The organism is Nocardia sp. NPDC004654, from assembly GCF_040609595.1.
Taxonomy (GTDB): Bacteria; Actinomycetota; Actinomycetes; order Mycobacteriales; family Mycobacteriaceae; genus Nocardia.
In genome coordinates, this window is record NZ_JBEXKI010000002.1 from 66549 (window position 1) to 87320 (window position 20772).

Sequence of the window (20772 nt, forward strand, 5' to 3'; positions counted from 1 at the left end):
GTTGAACACATGGTGTCGAGATTCGCGTGCGGTCGGCACACCGGGGCTCGGCCGCAATGACGACGATGTCGTCGGTGCCGCACGATTCGGTCCAACTCGATATCGGTGCGGTTCAGGTCGACGCGCGTATGATGCTCGCAGTTTGGACGACTGTCCATAAGCCACGTGGACCTCGATCACCTTTGCGAGCGCTGTTATGGCCGACCGTGTGCACGCGTTCACCGATGACGTCCTCGCCGAGCACGATGCCGTCGCGCTGGCGGCGTTGGTTCGGTCCGGTGCGGTGAGTCCGGAGGAGGTGGCTCGGGCGGCGATTGTGCGGGCCGAGCGCGTGGAGCCGGTGCTGCATGCCGTCGAGCTGGATTGTTACGAGCGGCCGCGGTTCGCGGGGGAGCGGTCGGGCGTGTGGTTCGGGGTGCCGACGTTCATGAAGGACAACGCCGATGTGGCGGGGATGCCGACTCGCCATGGCAGTCTCGCGTTTCGGCCGCGGCCCGCCGCGCGTGACGACGCGTACACGCGGCAGTTCCTGAGTACCGGAGTGACGCTGTTGGGCAAGACGCGGTTGCCGGAGTTCGGGCTCAATCCGACGACCGAATTCCAGAACGCGGAGCCGACCGTCAACCCATGGAATCCGGAGTACTCGGTGGGCGGGTCGTCCGGTGGTGGTGCGGCGCTCGTCGCCGCGGGGGTGGTGCCGGTGGCGCACGGGAACGACGGTGGGGGATCGTTGCGCATCCCGGCCGCGTGCGCGGGGCTCGTCGCGCTGAAGCCGAGCCGGTTTCGGCACCTGGACAACAGCCAAGCCCGCCAACTCCCGATCAGGCTCATCTCCGAGGGTGTGCTGACCAGAACGGTGCGCGATACCGCAACGTATACCGCAGCGGCCGAAAGCTATTGGCGCAACCCGAAGCTGGCTCCGATCGGGATGGTGGAGGGCCCGGCGGACCGGCAGCTGCGCATCGGTGTGCTGCTCGGTTCGGGAACCGGTGACGAGCCGGACGCCGAGACCCGCGCGGCCGTCGAGCGGGCGGCGCGGTTACTGGACAAGGCCGGACATCACGTCGAAGAGCTGGGTGTGCCGTTCGCCCGACGGCTCGCCGACGACTTCCTGCTCTACTGGGCGTTGCTCGCGCACATGGCGGCGCTGACCGGCAAGGTTCTGTACGGCCGAACGTTCGACCGCGCGGCCCTCGACGACCTGACCAAAGGACTTGGCCGATACCACCGGGAACGTTTCGTCGGCAGCGCGGGCGCGCTGTACCGGCTGCGCCGGGCAAGGCAGATCTACGACCGCGTCTTCGCCGACTACGACCTCGTGCTCTCACCGGTGACCACCCACACCGTCCCGCCGATCGGCTATCTGAGTCCGACGGTGCCCGCCGACCAACTCATCGATCGCTTGTTCCGATACGCGGGCTACACACCGATCAACAACGTCACCGGATCACCGGCCATCGCACTGCCCATGGGCCTCGGTTCCAACGGACTGCCCATCGGCGTAATGTGCAGCGCCGCATACGGAGACGAGCGCACCCTCCTCGAAATCGGCTACCTCCTCGAAGCGGAGAACCCCTTCCCGCGAATCACCGCGGACCTGCGCAGCTGAGCTCGTCCGGCGAAACCTCGTGCGGAGCAATCTGCTAGGCGCTCCACCAGGGCTCACCAGCGCACTGGGAAGGATTCCAGGTCGTTTTGGGTGAGGACGGGGAGATTGTGGATCTCCTCGACCGGGACGGCCAAGGCGAGGGTGGGGAAGCGGGTGAGGAGGGCGGGGAGGGCGATGGTGGCTTCGAGGCGAGCGAGGGCGGCGCCGGGGCAGATGTGCGGGCCGTGGCCGAAAGCCGTGTGGCGGTGGGAGGTTGGGCGGGTGGGGTCGAACGTGTCGGCGTCCGGGCCGTGCAGGGTGGTGTCGCGGCCGATGGCGCGGTAGGAGAGGACGACGCCGTCGCCCTTGGGGATGACGGTGTCGGCGACGGGGATGTCCTCGGTGGCGAAGCGCATCAGCAAGTGGGTGACCGGGGTGTCCCAGCGGAGGGTTTCCTCGATGGCGGATTTCCATTCGAGGTCGCCGTCGCGGAGACGGCTGAGGTGCTCGGGGTGAGTCAGTAAGGCTCGCAACGTATTCAAGAGCAGGCCGACGGTGGTTTCGTGGCCCGCGGCGACGAGCGCCTTCAGGTTGCCGACGACCTCTTCCTCGGTGAGCGGTTCGCCGCCGTCGTCGGCGAGGATGAAGGCGCTGGTGAGGTCGTCGGTGGGCGACGCGGTCTTGTCGCGCACCAAATCCGTGAAATAGGAGTCCAATTCGTCGATGACGCGCAGCCGCTCGTCCTGCGGAGTGAGCAGGGAGAAGAACGCCTTGTACCAGGCGAGCAGCATCGGGTGATCGGCACGATCGACGCCCATCAGTTCGCTGATGACGCGCATCGGCAGCGGATACGCGAACAGCGCCTTCAGGTCGACGACCACCCCGTCGCGGCCGGCAGCGTCCAGATCGTCGAGCAGTTCGTCGGTGAGCCGTTCGATGGCGGGCCGCAGCGCGTCCAAGCGGCGTGCGGTCAACGCCTGGGTGGTCTTGATCCGCAACCGCCGGTGTTCGGCGCCGTCCACCGTGAACATCGAACGACCGGTGTCGATCATGCCGATGAGCGGCCACTGCCTGGTCACCGTTCCGGAGGTCCACAGCGACCACGCATCGATGTCTTTGACCAAGCGCGGGTCGGTGAGGAGTTTGCGGGCCACCGCGTGTTCCGTGACGCTCCAGGCGGGCACGCCGAGCAGCTCGATCCGAGCGAGCGGGCCCTCGGCTCGCAGCCGTTCGGTCTCACCGTCGAGATCGCGTACCAGCGGATCGATGGATATCGCTGCGGTGCAAGGTCTCTCGTCGATCACGGGGTGCCTCCCTGCGCGGCCGAAGGCGACGATGTAGACAGCTACCTGCCCCCGCACATCCCCCGGACTTCGAAAAGAACTGTCGAGAACACGCTTTCGTGCCCACCACAGAGGCTACCGCCGAAGCCGCCGACCTGCCCGGGTTATGTCGCTCGCGCCCCCAGCTACGGGCAGGCTCGACTGAACCTGCCCGATGGCCGAACAGACGTGCGGACGCAACGCCGTTCACGGGAACGTGCAGGCAGGCCCGCCGCCGGAGCTGTCGACATACCCCGCCCGCAACATCCGCAGCAGCAGGCACAGGGACTGGGTGGCCGATCCGGTGGAAGCCGAGCCGCTGTCCGCCACGGAAGCGGGTTCCGAATGCGGTGCGGCGGACACCGATCCAGCCGGGACGACGAGCGCGGCGGCAAGGGCGAATCCTGCGAGGGTCTTTCTCATCATGGGCGCGAAGTATTCGTGGCGATTCGGTCCTTCACACGACCTGAATGCTGCCGCCCCCGATTCTGGGGTATGGAGGCCGATGCGACCGGCAGGGTGAGGACGACCAGGCACCCCAAGACCAGGGCGATGCCGAACCAACCGAGAACAGGCAGGCGTTCCCCGACCACCAACACCGCCAGCACCGCCGCACCGGCCGGTTCGAGCAGCGACAGGGTGGTCGCCGTGCTCGCGGAGACATGCGCGAGCCCCCACCCGAAGAGGACGTACCCGGCGAACATCGGCACCACCGCCATGTACGCGCCCACCGCGGCATTACCCCACGAGCCGACGAGAGGTCCGCCGGTGGCGATCAGGACGGGAACCAAACCCAGCCCGCCCAGGCCGAAGACCGCGCCCATGGACGCGCGGGCGCCGATTCCGCCGGTGATCAGGCGATGGGCCGCCCAGGAGTACACCGCGTAGGTCGAAGCGGCGAGAAACCCGAGCCCGATACCGACCGCGGCGGCGCCGACCGAGTCCGGCCCTGCCGCGTGGCCGGTTCCGGTGGCTTCGGCCGCGCAGATCGAGACAGTGCCCAGCAGGCCCAGTGCAGCGCCGAATTGCCAACGGCGCGTGAGCCTTCGCCGGTCGGCCACCCGCTCGATCACGGCCGAGGCCAGCGGCGCCATGCCGACCGAGACCGCGGTGCCCACCGCCACCCCGGCCAGCCGCATCGAGCTGTAGAACGCCAAAGGGTAGAGAGCCACCGAGACCGCGCCAACGAGCACGGTGCCACCCCGGTCGCGCAGCTGTTGTGCCTGGCGAGCGATCGGCCGCGCGGCCAGCAACGCCTGTAGCAGGCCGCCGACACCCATGGCCATCGCCCCGATGGCCAGCGGCCCCACACCGGGCGCGAAGCTCGCCGCCGTACCGGTGGTGGCCCACAGCAGCGACGCCGCGAGCACGCACACGGCACCCACCTGTACCGACCCGCGCTGTGCGGCGCGCGCCCGAATCACGGCGCGGCTCATGACTGCCAACCCCCGCTGTCGCTGCTCGACACCGCGAGTGCGCCCGAACAGTGATGCCGGTGTGCCCCCACGCGGCGCCAACCCGCACCGATCCACGCTGAGCGGCACGCTCCCGAACCAGGGCACGGCTCATCACAGACCGCCGCCAAGCCGGCACGATTCACAGCTTGTCCAGCAGTCCGGCGGCGATCGCTCGTGCACGGTCCAAGCGAGCGCCCTCACCTTCCAGCCCGGCTCGCGCTATCGCTCCTTCCAACAGAAACGACAGGTGCTCGGCCAGCACCCGCGCGTCCTCGCCACGCCCGGGAAGCAAGTGCTCGAGGTGGCCCCGCAGCAGCGACTCCACCTCTTCCTTGTGGCGGCGCACCACCGCACGGCCTTCGTCCCCGGCCGGTAGTTCCGCCGCCGCGTTCAGCAGCCCGCACCCGCGGAAGCCGTGCTCGTACGCCAAGGCCGCGTGATCGGCGTAGGAGTCGAAGATCGCCAGCACGCCCCCGGCTGGACCCTCGGCACGCGCGAGCCGCGCTCGGTACAGCCCGAGCCATTCCTCGTGGCGGGCGTCCAGATAGGCCCGCACGAGCTCGGCCTTCGACGCGAAGTTGTTGTACAGGCTCATTTTCGCGACGCCCGCATCGGCGGTGATGGTGTCGATCCCGGTCGCCGCCACGCCTTTGGCGTAGAAGCGCTGCGCTGCCGCCTCCAGCAGACGCTCTCGCGCCGGTCGACGCCGCTGACCGGATGCTTCCATGCCTCACCTCCAATTAGGTAGGTCAGTCTACCCAGTCAGGCCGGAATCAGTCCTGAAAAACCCATCCGAATTCCGATCCGCAGCGAAGCACCTCTTATGCGGGAAAGGTCGAAGCATGTCGGATGACGCGGACGAACGCGGCATCATCCGGTTGCACCGGTACTCGGCGGCGAACAGGACGGCGCCGCAGTGCTACCCGCGCGACCAGGACACGGCGGCCGAACGCAGCCGCTGGCTCGCGGACCTGCTGGCCGCCGTGGGCGACGGCGACCGGGAAGCCTTCACCGACTTCTACCGCTCGACCAGCTACCGCGTCTTCGGCCTCGCGATGCGCATCGCGCGCAGCAGGGCCGCGGCCGAGGAGATCACCCAGGAGGTATACCTCCAGGCGTGGTCGACGGCCGCGACGTACGACCGCAATCGGGCCAGCCCCATCGGCTGGCTGATGATGCTCACGCACCGGCGCGCGGTCGATCGCGTCCGCGCCGAGCAGTCCACGGCCGATCGAGACATCGTGTACGGCCACAGCCACCTGGGCCGGGACCACGACATCGTCGCCGAGGAGGTCGGCCAGCGCCTGGACGAGCAATCCGTGCTCGAATGCCTGCGGACCCTGACGACCATGCAGCGCGAAGCCCTCGCACTGGCCTACTACAGCGGGCGCACCTACCGCGAGGTCGCCGATCAGCTCGATGTCCCACTGCCCACCGTCAAAAGCCGCATCCGCGACGGACTGCGGCGACTCGCGACCTGCCTGACCGGAGGTGAATCCAGTTGATCGACGCCGAGTCCCCCGACCCGGAACTGCTCGACCTGGCTTTCCCCTATGCGATGGACGCTGTCACCGACCGCGAGCGCGCGATCATCGAACAACGTGTCGACGCCGCGGACGGGGCCACCGCCGCGGCCTTCGACGACACCGTCCGCGGCGTCCGCGAGACGTTGGCGGCGATGACGGTGGTCGACAGCGTCGCGCCGCCCGCCGAACTGGAGGCGACGATCCTGGCCGCCATCGACGGTCCCGCCGTAGGCGGCCTGCGCCGCACAGGGCCGCGATGGCTGGCGGCGGCCGCCGCGCTGGTCGTCGCGGTGGGCGTGGGGGCGGGCGCGGCAGTCTTGCTCGGCCGTGACACGGTCCAGACCAGCCCCGACATCACGGCCCAGCTCGTGCAGGAACAAGCCGACACCAGGACCCGCGCCGCGACGGTCGAGGGCGGCGGGACGCTACTGGTAACCACCTCCGCGCAACTGGGCGCCGCGACGGTGACCTTCGACGGGGTGCCCGCGCCCGAGCAGGGGCGGTCCTATCAGCTGTGGCTGGTGCCGCCCGAGGGTCCGCCGCGCTCGGTCGGGGTTCTCGCGCAGCTGCCGACACCGGACGCGCCGTTCGTCACCCGGTTCCAACCCACGGACGCCCTGGCGATGACGATCGAACCGCCCGGCGGGTCGCCGCTGCCGACGACGACACCGGTCACCGCGCTCGTCCTCGGCTGATCGGCGGGCGGCCGCGATCGCCGATTTCGCCTCCGCGGGCCAACGCCCGCACGTATTCTGGCCCGAATTCGGCCCTACCGACCTTCACCAGCGAGGAGGTGACGATGCGGCGGCGCCTGTCCACCCTGTCGCGGCACCTGTTGCGCGGACTGCTGCTGTACGGCGCGAGCGTCGGCGGTTCCATCCGCTGCCACAACGAATGACTCGCCGCGGACACCGTTGCGGAGCAGTGGGATTGGTCGATACCGCACCACTGGTACGACGCCGCGCACCGCTGAGGTTCAGCGCGTTCCTCGGGTAGGTCCCGCGACGATGTCGGAACCGGGCACCGGCTCCACAGGAGCCTCCGGCCGCCACGCTTCCCGGACACCGGGCACCCCGTCCTGCACGACGAAACTCGCGCGGGTGTGGATGGTCGCGCCCTGGCGGCGGATGTACGGCACGACACGGAAGTCGTTGCGCCACAAACCGTGATCGAGTTCGACGCGGACGTAGCCGCGCTGCGCGTTGAAGAACTCGAGATCGGGATTGGCGGCGAGCAGTCGCCGTCCGGTGTCGTTCATGTCCGCGCCGTCGCCCCCGCTGGTGATCGAGGTGCCCGTGAATTCCGAAGCGACCACCGGTGATTCGGGATCGGCGTAGTCGCGGCGCAGGTGGGCCGCGTGGTTCTGGTGCCGGTCGCCGGTGATCACCACCAGGTTGCGTACGCCGCGGTCCGTCGCCGCGCCGAGCACGGTGTTGCGATCGGCCACGTAGCCGTCCCACGAGTCGGTGGACACCGCCAGATCCGGTCCGGGATCGCTGTCGGTCTGGCTCATGCCCACCTGGTTGCCGACGATCTGCCAGCGCGCGGGCGAGGACGCGAAGCCGTCGAGCAGCCAATCACGTTGCGCGGCACCCAGAATGGTGCGGTCTGGATCGAAGCGGTCGGCACAGCCCGCGGTGACGTTGCCGCCGCAGGCCTGCGGCGTCCGGTACTGCCTGGTGTCGAGCATGGTGATCTCCGCGAGATCGCCGAACCGGTAGCGGCGGTGCAGGTGCATGCCGGAGCCGCGCGGCAGCTGCGCGAGCCGCAGCGGCTGGTGTTCGTACATCGCCTGGAAGGCGGCGGCGCGACGGCGGCGGAACAGCGCGGGAATCATATGGATGTCGATGCCGAGGCCCGGAGAACCCGCCGCCCAGTTGTTGTCGACCTCGTGATCGTCCATGGTGACCAGCCACGGGAACGCGGCGTGCGCGTCACGCAGTGGCTGCTCGGCCTTGTACAGCGCGTAGCGCAGCCGATAGGTCGGCAGGTCGACCGCCTCGTCCTGGAACTCCGTGCCCAGCGAAAGTCCTTGGCGGCCTTGCACCCACGCGCGCTCGTAGATGTAGTCGCCGAGGTGCACGACCAGGTCGAGATCTTCCTGGGCGAGGTGCTCGTAGGCGGTGTAATAGCCGGAGCTCCACGACTGGCAGGAGGCGAAGGCGAAGCGCATGCGCGCGGTCGGCTGCCCGTGCGGCGGCGCGGTGCGGGTGCGCCCGATCGGCGAGATCACCGAGCCGGCGCGAAACCGGTAGTAGTACCAGCGATCCGGCGCGAGTCCGTTGATCTCCGGATGCACACTGTGCGCGAGTTCTCGGGTGGCGACGGCCGAACCGCGGGCCACCACCCGGTGGAAGAGTTCGTCGTCGGCGACCTCGTAGTCGACCGTCACCGGGTGATTCATCATGCCGCCGTGGCCGTCCGGCGCGAACGGGTCCGGCGCCAGCCGGGTCCACAGGACGACGCCGTCCGGAGTCGGATCGCCCGAAGCCACGCCGAGTGTGAACGGATCCGCCGACCAGCGCGGTGTGCGGAACCGCCCGCTGCTGGCCGCCGACGCGCCGACGAGTACCGCGGCCGATCCCGCCGCGCCGAACCGCAACAGCTGCCGCCGAGACACGCCCATAAATCACGGTACATCGGATCGGGCGCGACTCTCCGCCGCCGACCGCGCGGCGCTCGGCGGAAAACGGGCGCGTCTCAGGCTCCCTGGAGCCGGATCTCGCTGGAGAGTTCCGCTGCCAGCTCGCCCAGCTTGGTCCGGTCCGGATCGGCTCCGGCGCGACCCGCGACCTCGTCCCGTGTCGCGATGGTCAGACCTTGCGCGGAGCCCTCGGCTATCTCGACGCGACCCTCGAGCAGCACCAGGCAGGCGTCGGCGCCCGCCCCGAGCAACTCGCGCAGATCGCTCTCGGTGACCGTGGTGTGCGGGCGCTTCGCGTTGTCGTCCATGCCCAACGGGTGCCCGGCCCGCCGGGCGAGAAACCTGGATGCCAACAGTTTGCTGTCGAGGCCCGGGTCGGCCTGGCAAAGGGCATACTTGTTCCGTGACGGACTTGGGTGAACTAACCCCGGAGACCCCGGCGGGCGTGGTCGCGCACGTGGTGAGCGTGGGTCGTCCGCAGGTCGCCGGGACTTTCCGCTTCTGGTTCGCCGACCAGCGCTGGGAGTGGTCCGACGAGGTTGCCCTGATGTACGGGTACACCCCAGGCAGCGTCACGCCGACCACCCAGCTGTTGCTCTCGCACAAGCATCCCGCCGACCGCGAACTCGTCGCCGACGCCATCGCCAACGCGCAGCGCAACGCCGCGCCGTTCTGCAGCAGGCACCGCATCGTCGACACGACCGGCCGGGTCCATCCCGTGCTTGTGCTCGGCGACATGATGACCGACGACGCGGGCCACCCCCTCGGCACCGCGGGCTATTACATCGATCTCACCGACGCCATCGACGAGCAACGCAGGGAGGCCCTGGACGAGGCACTGCCCGAGCTGTTCGAGGCCCGCGCGGTGATCGAGCAGGCCAAGGGCGTCCTGATGAGCGTGTACAGCATCAACGCCGATCAGGCTTTCCGGGTCTTGCGGTGGCGATCCCAGGAGACCAACGTCAAACTACGCACTCTCGCCGCGCAGCTCTTGGCCGAACTGAGCACGCTGCCGCCGGTGCGCCCCGGGGTGCAGACGGCGTTCGATCACCTGTTGCTGACGTTGCACCAACGCATCGCGCCGGACTGAGGGCCGCCGGTCCGATTCGACGCTGCGAAGCTGGGTAGCCCGTCGTTGACACGGACCGACGACGAGAAAGGCATGAGCGATGACTCAGCCCATCACGAGCACCCTCGATCCGGAACAGCAGCGCATCGCCGGCGAGACCCTGCGCGCCACCGTGGTCGATCTGATCGACCTCTCGTTGATCGCCAAGCAGGCGCACTGGAACGTGATCGGCCGGAACTTCCGCTCGGTACATCTGGCACTGGACGAACTGGTGACCGCGGCACGCGAGTTCACCGATTCGGCCGCCGAGCGTGCCACCGCGGTCGGGGTGAGCCCGGACGGCCGGGCGGCGACCGTAGCCGAGAAGTCCGGCGCGATCGGCTTTCCCGACGGCTGGCAGCAGGATTCCGAGGTCATCGACGCGGTGGTCGGAAACCTGACCGCGGTGATCTCCCGGCTGCGCGAGCGGATCGACGCCACGGAGAAGGCCGATCCGGTCACCCAGGATCTGTTCATCGAGATCGCCGCGCGCCTCGAGCAGCTGCACTGGATGTGGCAGGCGCAGCTGGCGACGGCGTGAGCGGGATAGGCCACCGCCCGCGCGCCGCCGACCGGCGTGGGGCGGATGGAGGGCAAATGTCCGGGTTCCGTCGCGGCGCACTGCTTTGGCGCCCTTCCGAATTGGCCGGTTGCACGGTGCTCCGGCCGAGCGGAGTGCTGGACTGGGACGGATATCGCCGATTCGGCGACGACCTGGTGCGATACGCCGTCGACCGCCCGCGCGCGGTGATCGTGGTGGTCGACGATCTCGATCTGGTCGAGGACGCGGTGGCCACGGCGTGCGCGTCCGCCCGGGTGCGAGTCAGCGACTGGCCGCACGTGCCGATCGTGCTGGTGGCCGCCGGGCTGGCGAACCCGACGGCGACCGTCGCGGCCAGGCACCGGGTGCCGACGTTCCCGTCTATCGAGGACGCGCTGCGGGCCCTGCCGCCCGCGCCGTCGCGGCGCGAGGCGGTGATCGAGCTGGCGCCGAGCACGGTCTCCTCGATGCACGCCCGACGGTTCGTCACCCGCATGTGCGATCGCTGGGAGGTCGGCCCGGTCCGCACGGACGCGCTGCTGGTCGCCACCGAACTGGTGGAGAACGCGCTGCTGCACGCCTTCGGCGAGCTGCTCCTGCGCCTGGAATGCCAGGGCGGGTCGCTCACGATCGCGGTGGCCGACGCCGATCCGCAAGAGGCGATGTTGCGCGAACCGGCCGCCGGGCATCCGGCCCGGTTCGGTTTGCACGTGGTGGCCTCGCTGGCGCGGGCGTGGGGTTGCGCGCCGCGCTGGCCGGTCGGCAAGGTCGTGTGGGCGACGCTGGCGGAGCAGCGGAGACCGCTGCTGTTGTGAGCGTGTCGAGGTCGGCCACCGGGCCGCCGCGCTCGCGTCCGATGCGCGCGGCGGCCAGGACCGGCCGAGCTACGCCGACCGTTGCCCGCCGTTAACTCGGGCGTTCGGGGGGTACCGCTGGGTCATGGCGCACTTCAGACGGTGGGGCGCGGTGTACGTCCTGATACTGCTGTTTGCCGGGTCCTGGCTCGGGCAGTTCTTCACCCAGCTCGCCGACTTCCGCCACGCGCAGTCGGCGCATCAGCAGCCCTTCGTGTGGGGCGAGTTCTGGTCGGACTTCCTGTCCAGCACGTTCGAGAACTGGCAGAGCGAGTGGTTGCAGCTCGTCTTCCAGGCCGTGCTGCTGCTGGGGGCCAAGCACTGGATCTTTCGTGCCGACGCGGAGGATCTGGAACGCATCGAGTCCAAGGTCGACCAGGTGCGACAGGCTCTCGTCCAGCTCGAGGCCGAGAGCCGACGGGTCTGAGGGCTCTCGACGCAGGCGCGGTCCATGTGGCCGGTGCGAAGGCGGAGGTGCGCCGTCAGCCGAACAGGCCGCCCAGCATGCCGCCGCTCTGCCCCGCCTGCTGCCCGCCGCCGGTGCCGCCGAGCAGTCCGCCAGGCGGCAGTTCCGAAGGCTGCACGATGACGAAGCCGCGACCCGAGAACGCCAGCGTCAGACCTTCTCCTGTGCTGCGGCCGATCAGCCTGCCCAGACCGAACGAGTCGTTGCGCTTGATACCCGTCTGCAAGCTCGACGACCACGCCACCGCCGCCTGCGGATCGGCGTAGGTCGGCTGGTCGACATTCAGCACCACCGGGGTGCCGTGGGTGGTGATGGCGATCCGGCCCCGTCCGGTGAACACGCAGTTGAAAAGGCCTGCGTTGCTCGCGAATCCGGCCGCGCCCTGCACCATCTTGATGTCGTAGCGCAGCGTCGAATCGAAGGCGAGCACGTTGGCGCCGTTGATGGTCAGGCCGTCGCTGCCGTCCAGATCGATGATGTGCACGTCGGCGGCGGCGCTGGCCAGGAACAGGTCGCCGCGGCCGGAGACCTTCATCAGCGGCACGCCCTCACCGGTCAGCCGCTGCTGGATGGCGCGGCCGATGCCGCCGGAGCCCAGCGCCTGGAACTGCAAGTCACCCTGATAGGCGACCATCGACCCGGCGCGAGCCATGACCTCGCCCGCCAGGCCGACCTTGACCATCTTGCCGCCCTGCTTCTGGATGCCGACGCCGTTGACCTCGGCGTGACTCGGGTTGAACAGATCGCTCTGCATCGGCAGCGCTCCTTGCTGGGGTGTCGACATCGGCGGGGGAGGTACCGCGCCGGGCGGAGGGTAAGCGGGGCTCGCGGGTTGCGGTGAGCCGTACGCGGGGGCGTTCGGGTACGCCGGAGGCGGGGTTGGACCGTATCCGGTGCCCGCGGCCGGGGCGCTGTAGGCACCTGACGGTGGGGGTGCGGCGGGGTACGCCGGGGGCGTGGTCGACGGGCCGTACGCGGTGCCCGCAGCCGGGGCGCCGTAGCCGCCGGATGCTGGTGGCGGAGCGGCCTGCGGCGCGGTGGGCGACGGCGCGGCCTGGGACGCGGCGGGTGGCGGTGCGGGTTCGTCGTCGACGTTCACACCGAACGCCCTGGCGATCCCGGCCAGCCCGTCGTCGTAGCCCTGGCCGACGGCGCGGATCTTCCACGCGCCGCCGCGGCGGTAGATCTCCACGCACACCACGGCGGTCTCGGTGCTGAGACCGGTCATCGGGAAAGTGATCGTGCCCGAATCGGATCCGATCGTCGCGGTGAGCGAGCCCGCCCCCGCGAAGGTGGGCGGGCCGCTGCCGTCGAGGCTGGCGGTCACGACGACTTTGTCCACGTCAGCGGGCAGCGCGGAGGTCTGCACGTCGACCATGTCGCCCGCGCCGCGGCCGTGCCGGTAGGTGACGCCGGGCCCGACGGGTTGGTTGAAGAAGACGAAATCGCCGTCGGAGCGCACCCGGCCCGCCGCGTTCAGCAGCAGCGCGGACACGTCGACGGGCGCGGTGCAGGTGACGGTGACGGTCATCCGGTCGCCGGGTGCGGGCCGGTTCTCGCCGCGGGCCAACGCGGTCACGCCGGGCCCGCCGTCGCGCTGGGTCGCCAGGACATCGAACTCATGGTCACGAGTGTGTCTCGCATCCGCGCCGTGCGCCACCGTGGCCCTTGGATCAGGCCGGAACGCACCTCAGCGCACCGGTCGATGACCGTCGGCGCACTCCGGTCGCGCCGCACCGGGCCGCGCCGGGATCGAAGCCACACCGCGAGATCGGCCGTGCCGCTGGGCAATACGCCATCTGGTCGATATTCGCGCCCGCCCCCCCGAAAGGTCGATTTGTCGATATTCTGAGAATTGACAAGATCGTTTTTATAAGTGGATCGCCGCATTTTCGCTGGAGTCAACTTCTAGTTGATGGTCGGCTGCGTTACCTTGCTAAAACAGTCCGTTAGCCAATTATTAACGGTGATAATTCGCACAATCACGAAACTGGATTTATAGATCTCTTTTCCATAACGTTGCTGGTGCGCGCCGCTGGCGTGACGAACCAGTCCGTGAAAGGAAAGCCCACACATGTTCTCTCGCAAGACCTTCGCCGCCGCCGGTGCCGCCGCTGTCGCTGCCACCATGTTCCTCGGCCCCGTCGCGGTCGCCTCCGCCGACGATTCCACCGGCTTCACCGGTTCCGCCACCGGCTCCGCCGAGTCCGGCTCCGCTGGTTCGTCCACCGGTTCGGCCGGTTCGTCCGCCGGTTCGAGCATGCTCGACTCGGGCAGCTCGGCCTTCGACGGCGGCACCTCTGCCATCGTCAACATCATCGAGGCGCTCACCGGCGCTCGTGAGCTGGCCCAGCCCGCCGCGCCTGCCGAGCCCGCTGCCTGATTCGATCTCGGTCGATCACTGCTCCGGTGGTCCTGATTCCCTTTGAGCCGCGACGTACCGGCGCCTGGGGTTTCATTGCAGTGAATTTGCCGTAATTGATCTTGCCATCCGCCGTTCCCGTTTGGGGGCGGCGGATGAGCCATTTTCAATGACATTTGCTGTCAAAGAAATTGGCTCGCTACCTCGTCGGAGCGCGCCCTCTGGAACATCGATCGAGTCCCGTCCCGCGAACCTCTCGGAGAAATGATGACCTCGAGAGTCCGGGGTTGACCGCGCCGAGACCGCGGGGCAAGGTGGGCCGATGGGCAGCGAAGAGGTGCGCGCGGGCGTCACGCTGACGAATCTGGACAAGCCGCTCTTCGACGGTGCGTCGGCGACCAAACGGGATCTGATCGACTACCTGGAGTTCGTCGGCGACCGGCTGGTGCGTCAGCTGCGCGACCGCCCGCTCTCGGTGGTGCGGATCCGGCCGGGGCAGGAACCGTTCATGCAGAAGAACCTGCCCAAGTACACGCCGGAGTGGGTGCCGCGGGTGACACTGTGGGCCGAGAGCGCGCGCCGCGAGGTCACCTACGCCCTCGGTGACGACGTGCGCACCCTGCTGTGGTTCGGCAATCAGCGGGCCGTCGAATACCACCCGACGCTGCTGCTCGCCGACCACTCCACCGGCCCCACCCACCTGGTCCTCGATCTCGACCCGTCACCGGGGCAGACTTTTCGCCATGCGGTGCTCGGCGCCGAGCTGATCCGCGCGGCCTTGGTCGCCGACGGCCTGGCGGGCGCGGTGAAAACCAGCGGCGCCAAGGGGGTTCACGTGTTCGTTCCCGTCGCCGCGGGCACCGATAGCGAGGACGCCGCCGCGGCCACCCGGGCGATCGCGGCCCGCGCCGAGCGCCTCGACCCCGACCTGGCAACCACGGCGTTCATCCGCGAGGACCGCGAGGGGAAGGTCTTCCTCGATTCCACCCGCTCCGGCGGCGCGACCGTCGTCGCGGCCTACAGCCCCCGCATTCGCCCCGGCGTCCCGGTCTCCTTCCCGATCGGCTGGGCCGACCTCGCCGACGCGAACCCGACCGATTTCACCCTGCGCACTGCCCCCGAGCGCCTCGGCGACCGCGACCCGTGGACCGCGGAAATGCCCGCGCCCCAAACTCTCCCCGAAGATCTCGTCGCCGAAGGCCACACCATCCCGGTCGCCCGCGTCCAAGCGATGCACGAAGGCAAGCGCCGCGCCCGCGCCCGCCGCGCCACCTGACGGCGTCCACTGGCGCGAACTCACCGCACGGCTCGCAAAAGCAGAGCGTGCGTCAGGGGATGCGAGCGACGGCGCCGAGCATCGAGACGGCCTCGGGGCGGGGATGCGCGCGCCAGACTTCCGGACGCCAGGTCATCACCGAGCCGATGCCGGGGGGCACCAGATCGAAACCGGTGAAGAATTGGCGGAACTCGGCCGTCGAGCGCAATTGGAAGGGAACGCCGCTGCGCTCGTTGGCCAGTTTCGTCTCGGCGAGATCCTCGTCGGTGAGGTGATCGTTGGTGCCGTGGGTCATCACCAGGTAGCTGCCGGAGGGCAGCGCCTCGCAGAGCTGACGCACCAAGCCGTAGGGCGCCTCGTCGTCGGTGATGAAGTGCATGACGGCCACCAGCATCAACGCGACCGGCTGGGTGAGATCGAGGGTGGCGGTGAGATCCGGGTGGGTCAGGATCCGGTCGGGGTCGCGCAGGTCGGCGTCGAGGTAGGCGGTCGCGCCTTCGGGCGAGCTGTTCAGCAGCGTGCGGGCGTGCACGAGCACGATCGGGTCGTTGTCCACGTAGACGATTCGCGATTCGGGTGCGATGCCCTGCGCGATCTCGTGGACGTTGCCCGCGGTGGGCAGACCGGTGCCGATGTCCAGGAACTGCCGGATACCCGTCTCCGCGGCCAGATACGTCACCGCGCGGCGCAAGAAGTTGCGGTTCTCCACGGCCGCGAGCCGCACCGTCGGAAAGCCCTCGGCCACCGCGTCGGCCGACTCTCGATCCGCCGGAAAATTGTCCTTCCCGCCGAGCCAGTAGTCGTACCGGCGCGCGGGGTGAGGTTTGCTGATATCCACCCTGGCTGCCGCCGATTCCGAGTTCACCACGCCCTCAATTCATCTCGACTAGGGTCATCATGTCAGCTCGAGTTGCGAACCGGTAGCGAGGGTGAAACTCGCACGGCCCCCGGAAGGCTCCGTCATGCAGTTGCAGTACAGCCCGTACGATTTCGACGTCCACCGCGATCCCTATCCGTACTACGCAAGGCTACGCGCGGAGGCGCCGGTCTTCCACAACCCGGCCGACGATTTCTACGCTTTCTCCCGATACGCCGATATTGTTGCGGCACTGCGTGATTCGGACCGTTTCTCCAGCGTCAACGGACTGCGGATGGAGCCCGCGTTCTGGGGACCGCAGGCCGAACGGTTCTTCTCCTTCGTCGCGATGGACCCGCCCAAGCACACTCGACTGCGCGGCCTGGTGGCTCGCGCGTTCACCAATCGCCGGGTGCAGGAATTGCAGCCCCGACTACGGGAGATCGCGCGCGGGCTGTGGCAGCCACTGCTGGAACGCGAAAGTTTCGACCTGATGGCCGATTTCGCGGGTCCGTTCCCCACCGATGTGATCTCCGAACTGGTCGGCGTCCCGGAAGCGGATCGCGACATGATCCGCAAGCTGGGCATGGAGATCATGTACACCGACGAGGAATCCACCGATCTGCGCCCGGAAGCGGTGCAGGCCATCGGGACCCTGGTCGGCTACTACACCGAGCTGACCATCGAACGGAGCAAGACCCGCCGCGACGACCTGCTCTCCGGCCTGCTCGACGCCGCCGACGGCGACGACCGGCTGACCCCCGAGGAGATCGTGGGCGTGCTGATCCTGCTGGTCGGCGCGGGCATCGAGACCACCATGCTCACGCTGGGCAACCTCTGGCACGTCGCGTGGCAGCACCCCGACCGGCGCCGTGAGGCCTTCGGCGGGCGCATCGACGAGTGGATCGCCGAGGGAATGCGCTACGAACCCGCCACCCAGACCCAGCTGCGCAGCACCACCGAACCGATCTCGTTGCACGGCGTCGACATCCCGGCCGGTGCGCGCATCCTGCTGCTGACCGCCTCGGCCAACCGCGATCCCGAGATCTTCACCGATCCAGACACTTTCGACCTGGACCGCGACACGGGCGCAACACTGTCCTTCGGCAGCGGACGCCACCACTGCCTCGGCGCGAACCTCGCCCAGCTGGAACTGCGCGTCGCGCTGGAGGAGATCATCGGCACGATCGCCGATTACGACATCGACGCCGCGAACCTGCGTCGCATTCACTCCTCCAACAACCGCGGCTTCGCCAGTCTGCCGACCACGGTCACCGCCCGCTGAACGGAATGTCGACGGGGTGGGCCGCCACCCCGTCGACGCCGAGCCGCAGCGCCTCGTCCACCTTGCCGCGGAAATGCGGACAGGAGCGGAAATCCGTTGCGCCGCAATCCAATGCGTGGTCGATCGTGTTCAGCGCCGCGGTGGCGGCGGCGATCCGCGCGGCCAGCTGATCGCGGTGCGCGCGCAGCAGCTCGCGGCGCGTGTCGCGATCCGCTGCGCTCTCGAAAAGCCGGGCGATCTCGGCCAAGGTCAGCCCGACCCGTTTGCCGAGCAGAATGACGGCCACCGTCTCGGCGTCGTCGGCGCGATAGACCCGGCGACCGCCGGAATCGCGGCGCGGCGCGAGCAGACCGAGATCCTCCCAGTGCCGCAGCACGTGCGTGGCCAGGCCGAACCGCGCGGCCAGCTCGCCGATCGTCAATCCGGAATCGGACATACCAGCACTCTAAGTCGACAACGGGTGTCGTACCGCCGTGCCCGTCAGGCCGCGCGTGCGGTCCACTGCGCGTACAGCCCGAAGGGGTATCCGCGCGGGCGCACGACCCTCCTGCGCACCGTCGGCTCGGCGAAACGCGCGCCCAACGCGGTGCGCATGGACGCGTCCCGGACGAAACGGAAGTCGTAGAGCGCCAGCGTTCCGCGCGGGCGAAGCACCCGCTCGAGCTCGGCCGCCGCCGCGACCGGATCCGGCCACTCGTGCATGCTCAGGCTGGAGACGACGACGTCGAAACTGTTGTCCGGGTAGGGAAGTGCGCCGACGTCACCCACGGACAGTTCGACCTCGTGGTCGGCAAGATTGGTCCGGGCGTGCGCGATCATGTGCGGCGAAAGGTCCACCCCGTGCAACAGCAGATCGGGTCGTCTGCGCGCGAGGTGGGCCAGCAGCAGGCCGGGGCCGGTCCCCACGTCGAGCACCGCCTCGCCCGTCCCGGTGGACGCGGCCACCTCGTCGGCGATATGCCGGTACAGCCCGCCGAGCAGTTTGGTGGCGCGCCGGTCGTAGCCGCGGCTTTCCTGTTCTCCGAACCGGGTCATTTCATCCCTTCCTTCAGGTCGACCCTCAGCGTGCGAGTTCAGGTCGACCTGAAGTCAAGGGCTGGGTCAGACCGCGACTCGGCGCAGTGCGTCCCTGGTCAGCTCGGAGAGGTCGCGGTAGCCGTCGACGGCCATGATCAGGTCGGCCTCGGCGAGCAGCGCGCGCAGCACGTGCACGATGCCGTCGGCGCCGCCGAGCGCGAGACCGTAGGCGTAGGGCCTGCCGATGCCGACCGCTGCCGCACCCAGGGCCAGCGCCTTGACGATGTCGTCGCCGCCGCGAACGCCGGAGTCGAACAGCACCGGCAGCCCGTCGGCCGCGTCGACCACCTCGGCGAGCATGTCGAGGGCGGGCAGGCCGCCGTTGGCCTGGCGGCCGCCGTGGTTGGAGCAGTAGATGCCGTCCACGCCACCGTCTTTCGCGCGGCGCGCGTCGTCGGGATGACAGATGCCCTTCACGATCAGCGGCAGCGTGGTGAGTTCGCGCAGCCACGGCAGGTCGGCCCAGGTGAGCGGATTGCCGAAGAGCTGGACCCAGCGCAGCACGGCGGCCTGGAGGTGCTCTTCCGGCGGGCCGGGCAGACCCGCGCGGAACACCGGATCGGTGAAATAGTTCGCCAGACAGTGCCCGCGCAGTTGGGGGAAATTCGAGGTGCCGAGATCGCGCGGGCGCCAGCCGGTGATCCAGGTGTCGAGCGTGACGACGATGCCCTTGTACCCCGCCTCCTCGGCCCGCTTCACCAGACTCGCGGCGAGATCGCGGTCGGTGGGCGTGTACAGCTGGAAAAGGCCTGGCGTATCACCCAATTCGGCCGCCACCTGCTCCAGCGGATCCACCGAGAGAGTCGATGCCACCATCGGGACGCCGGTGCGCGCCGCGGCGCGGGCGGTCGCCAGATCGCCGTGCCCGTCCTGGGCGCACAGGCCGATCACACCGATCGGCGCGAGGAAAACCGGTGCGGGCCAGGTCATCCCGAACAGCTCCACCGTGAGGTCGCGCTCGGACGCGCCGACGAACATCCGCGGCACAAGGCCCCACTGGTCGAACGCGGTCACGTTGGCGCGCTGCGTGCGTTCGTCACCGGCCCCGCCCGCCACGTACGACCAGACCGAGGGCGGCAATGCCGCCTGCGCCGCGGCCTCCAGCTCGTCGAAGGACATCGGCAGCGCGGGCTGTACCCCGCCGAGGCCGCGCAGGTAGATCTCGTTCTGGTAATCGGCGAAGGCCATGGATTCGGTCGCCCTTTCGTCTCCGGCGCCGCACCGCGCCACCGGGAGAAAGCATGGGTGTCCGGTTGCTCGCTCCCACTAGAATGCAGGAATCAGGCACGATGGGAACCGCGAATGCAGGATGACGCCGCACTCCTGAGCGAGGACGAGCTCGCCCTGATCAACGCGCTGCAACTCCGCCCGCGCGGTTCCTGGTCGGAATTGGGCCACGCGCTCGGCGTCGATCCGGTGACGGTGGCCCGTCGCTGGCAGCGGCTCACCCGGCGCGGGGTGGCCTGGGTGAGTCCTTCGCCCGGCCCGCGGCTGCTCGACCAGATCACCATCGCCTATGTCGAGATCGGCTGCACCGCCGACGCCGCGGCCGCGGTCAGCCGCAGCCTGTGCGGGCACCCGCACATGGTCACCGTCGAGCGCTGCGCGGGCACCTACAACCTGCTGGCCACCGTCGGGGCGCGCGACCTGGACACCATGTCGCACTACACGCTGGACGTGCTGCCCGCCATCCCGCACGTCGCGGCGGTGCGGGCCAGGATCGTCACGCACATGTTCACCGAGGGCGGCCGCTGGCGCATCGACGCGCTCGCGCCCGACCAACGCGCCGAACTGGACGTCCCGCCGCCGCGACCGTCGGCGGCGGTGCGCGGGGTGAGCATCGACGACGCCGATCGCGCGATGCTCGCGCAGCTCGCCATGGACGGGCGGGCCTCGCACCAGTACCTGGCGACGGCCGTCGGTACCAGCGCCTCGACGGTGAAGCGCAGGCTGGATCGGCTCACCCGGCTCGGAGTGCTCCAGTTCCGCTGCGATTTCGCCCGCCCGCTCGGCGGCTGGCCGGTCGCGGTGACCCTGTGGCTTGATGTGCCACCGGATCGGCTCGCCGAGATCGGCGACGCGATCGTGCGGCTCCCGCAGACCCGCAACTGCGCCGCCATCAGCGGCGGTCACAACCTGCTCATCCAGGCCAACCTGCACAGTCTCGCCGACATCCCGCGCCTGGAAGCCGGGCTGGCCGCCGCCCATCCCGCGCTGCGCGTCGCGGAGCGCACCGTCACGCTGCGCCACGACAAGCTCTTCGGGCACATTCTCGATCCGCGCGGGCGCAGCAGGCGCGTGGTGCGACCCGACGTCTGGAGCGAGCCCGGGTCGCTGGGGTGAGGCCAGGTTTAGCGGCGGGGAATCGCGGCATGCCGATCGGGGAGGGGGTCGATCGAGAGGAGTCGCT

Annotated in this window: 22 protein-coding genes; 11 read left to right on the plus strand and 11 right to left on the minus strand. The window is 69.3% G+C overall.

Going from position 1 to position 20772, the window contains the following annotated elements:
* Window positions 1–196 precede the first annotated feature (196 nt).
* The gene (locus ABZV58_RS05970; RefSeq protein WP_354999079.1) at window positions 197–1609 is read left to right on the plus strand and encodes an amidase; all 1413 of its coding nucleotides are present in this window, start codon (window positions 197–199) and stop codon (window positions 1607–1609) included.
* A gap of 53 nt (window positions 1610–1662) precedes the next feature.
* Here the strand turns inward: ABZV58_RS05970 and ABZV58_RS05975 are convergent, their stop codons facing one another.
* The 4 genes from ABZV58_RS05975 to ABZV58_RS05990 form a co-directional block, all read right to left on the minus strand.
* A complete protein-coding gene (locus ABZV58_RS05975) occupies window positions 1663–2892 on the minus strand; it encodes a cytochrome P450 (RefSeq protein WP_354999080.1) in 1230 nt (409 codons plus the stop codon).
* A 225-nt stretch (window positions 2893–3117) separates the two neighbouring features.
* Window positions 3118–3336, minus strand: coding sequence for a hypothetical protein (locus tag ABZV58_RS05980; RefSeq protein ID WP_354999081.1), 219 nt, complete (start codon window positions 3334–3336; stop codon window positions 3118–3120).
* A complete protein-coding gene (locus tag ABZV58_RS05985; protein ID WP_354999082.1) occupies window positions 3333–4346 on the minus strand; it encodes an EamA family transporter in 1014 nt (337 codons plus the stop codon). Before ABZV58_RS05985 ends, ABZV58_RS05980 begins: the two co-directional genes overlap by 4 nt.
* A gap of 160 nt (window positions 4347–4506) precedes the next feature.
* The gene (locus tag ABZV58_RS05990; RefSeq protein ID WP_354999083.1) at window positions 4507–5094 is read right to left on the minus strand and encodes a TetR/AcrR family transcriptional regulator; all 588 of its coding nucleotides are present in this window, start codon (window positions 5092–5094) and stop codon (window positions 4507–4509) included.
* A 115-nt stretch (window positions 5095–5209) separates the two neighbouring features.
* Here ABZV58_RS05990 and sigK point away from each other — a divergent pair, with 115 nt between their 5' ends.
* The gene (sigK, locus tag ABZV58_RS05995; RefSeq protein WP_354999084.1) at window positions 5210–5872 is read left to right on the plus strand and encodes an ECF RNA polymerase sigma factor SigK; all 663 of its coding nucleotides are present in this window, start codon (window positions 5210–5212) and stop codon (window positions 5870–5872) included.
* Window positions 5869–6588, plus strand: coding sequence for an anti-sigma factor (locus tag ABZV58_RS06000; protein WP_354999085.1), 720 nt, complete (start codon window positions 5869–5871; stop codon window positions 6586–6588). Before sigK ends, ABZV58_RS06000 begins: the two co-directional genes overlap by 4 nt.
* Window positions 6589–6869: 281 nt before the next feature.
* Here the strand turns inward: ABZV58_RS06000 and ABZV58_RS06005 are convergent, their stop codons facing one another.
* Together ABZV58_RS06005 and ABZV58_RS06010 are read right to left on the minus strand one after the other, a co-directional pair.
* Window positions 6870–8519 carry an alkaline phosphatase D family protein gene (locus ABZV58_RS06005; RefSeq protein ID WP_354999086.1) on the minus strand — a complete coding sequence of 550 codons (1650 nt, stop codon included), beginning with the start codon at window positions 8517–8519 and terminating at the stop codon, window positions 6870–6872.
* 74 nt (window positions 8520–8593) lie between these two features.
* Entirely contained in the window at window positions 8594–8845 is a 252-nt protein-coding gene (locus tag ABZV58_RS06010) for a hypothetical protein (protein WP_354999087.1), read from the minus strand.
* Between the two features lie 95 nt (window positions 8846–8940).
* Here ABZV58_RS06010 and ABZV58_RS06015 point away from each other — a divergent pair, with 95 nt between their 5' ends.
* From ABZV58_RS06015 to ABZV58_RS06030, 4 genes are all read left to right on the plus strand, one after another.
* Window positions 8941–9627: a PAS and ANTAR domain-containing protein gene (locus tag ABZV58_RS06015; RefSeq protein ID WP_354999088.1), complete on the plus strand. Its 687-nt coding sequence runs from the start codon at window positions 8941–8943 to the stop codon at window positions 9625–9627.
* 79 nt (window positions 9628–9706) lie between these two features.
* A complete protein-coding gene (locus ABZV58_RS06020) occupies window positions 9707–10186 on the plus strand; it encodes a DNA starvation/stationary phase protection protein (protein ID WP_354999089.1) in 480 nt (159 codons plus the stop codon).
* 56 nt (window positions 10187–10242) lie between these two features.
* Window positions 10243–11001: an ATP-binding protein gene (locus ABZV58_RS06025; protein ID WP_354999090.1), complete on the plus strand. Its 759-nt coding sequence runs from the start codon at window positions 10243–10245 to the stop codon at window positions 10999–11001.
* 124 nt (window positions 11002–11125) lie between these two features.
* On the plus strand, window positions 11126–11467 hold the full coding sequence (locus tag ABZV58_RS06030; RefSeq protein WP_354999091.1) for a DUF6766 family protein: 342 nt from the start codon (window positions 11126–11128) through the stop codon (window positions 11465–11467).
* A gap of 55 nt (window positions 11468–11522) precedes the next feature.
* Here the strand turns inward: ABZV58_RS06030 and ABZV58_RS06035 are convergent, their stop codons facing one another.
* Window positions 11523–13037, minus strand: a complete 1515-nt coding sequence (locus ABZV58_RS06035; protein WP_354999818.1) for an AIM24 family protein — start codon at window positions 13035–13037, stop codon at window positions 11523–11525.
* Window positions 13038–13580: 543 nt separating this feature from the next.
* Here ABZV58_RS06035 and ABZV58_RS06040 point away from each other — a divergent pair.
* A complete protein-coding gene (locus tag ABZV58_RS06040) occupies window positions 13581–13889 on the plus strand; it encodes a hypothetical protein (protein ID WP_354999092.1) in 309 nt (102 codons plus the stop codon).
* Window positions 13890–14190: 301 nt separating this feature from the next.
* Entirely contained in the window at window positions 14191–15144 is a 954-nt protein-coding gene (locus ABZV58_RS06045) for an ATP-dependent DNA ligase (RefSeq protein WP_354999093.1), read from the plus strand.
* A 52-nt stretch (window positions 15145–15196) separates the two neighbouring features.
* On the opposite strand, the gene ABZV58_RS06050 is transcribed toward ABZV58_RS06045, so the two are convergent.
* The gene (locus tag ABZV58_RS06050) at window positions 15197–16009 is read right to left on the minus strand and encodes an SAM-dependent methyltransferase (RefSeq protein WP_354999094.1); all 813 of its coding nucleotides are present in this window, start codon (window positions 16007–16009) and stop codon (window positions 15197–15199) included.
* A gap of 97 nt (window positions 16010–16106) precedes the next feature.
* Here ABZV58_RS06050 and ABZV58_RS06055 point away from each other — a divergent pair, with 97 nt between their 5' ends.
* Window positions 16107–17285 carry a cytochrome P450 gene (locus ABZV58_RS06055; protein ID WP_354999095.1) on the plus strand — a complete coding sequence of 393 codons (1179 nt, stop codon included), beginning with the start codon at window positions 16107–16109 and terminating at the stop codon, window positions 17283–17285.
* On the opposite strand, the gene ABZV58_RS06060 is transcribed toward ABZV58_RS06055, so the two are convergent.
* The 3 genes from ABZV58_RS06060 to ABZV58_RS06070 all read right to left on the minus strand — a co-directional run bounded on the left by ABZV58_RS06060 (window position 17272) and on the right by ABZV58_RS06070 (window position 19550).
* Window positions 17272–17721: a MerR family transcriptional regulator gene (locus ABZV58_RS06060; protein WP_354999096.1), complete on the minus strand. Its 450-nt coding sequence runs from the start codon at window positions 17719–17721 to the stop codon at window positions 17272–17274. The two genes, ABZV58_RS06055 and ABZV58_RS06060, sit on opposite strands and share 14 nt — an antisense overlap.
* Before the next feature lie 44 nt (window positions 17722–17765).
* The gene (locus ABZV58_RS06065) at window positions 17766–18320 is read right to left on the minus strand and encodes a class I SAM-dependent methyltransferase (RefSeq protein WP_354999097.1); all 555 of its coding nucleotides are present in this window, start codon (window positions 18318–18320) and stop codon (window positions 17766–17768) included.
* A 66-nt stretch (window positions 18321–18386) separates the two neighbouring features.
* Window positions 18387–19550 carry an alpha-hydroxy-acid oxidizing protein gene (locus ABZV58_RS06070; RefSeq protein WP_354999098.1) on the minus strand — a complete coding sequence of 388 codons (1164 nt, stop codon included), beginning with the start codon at window positions 19548–19550 and terminating at the stop codon, window positions 18387–18389.
* A 114-nt stretch (window positions 19551–19664) separates the two neighbouring features.
* On the opposite strand from ABZV58_RS06070, the gene ABZV58_RS06075 reads away from it, so the two are divergent.
* A complete protein-coding gene (locus ABZV58_RS06075; protein WP_354999099.1) occupies window positions 19665–20705 on the plus strand; it encodes an AsnC family transcriptional regulator in 1041 nt (346 codons plus the stop codon).
* Window positions 20706–20772: the final 67 nt, after the last annotated feature.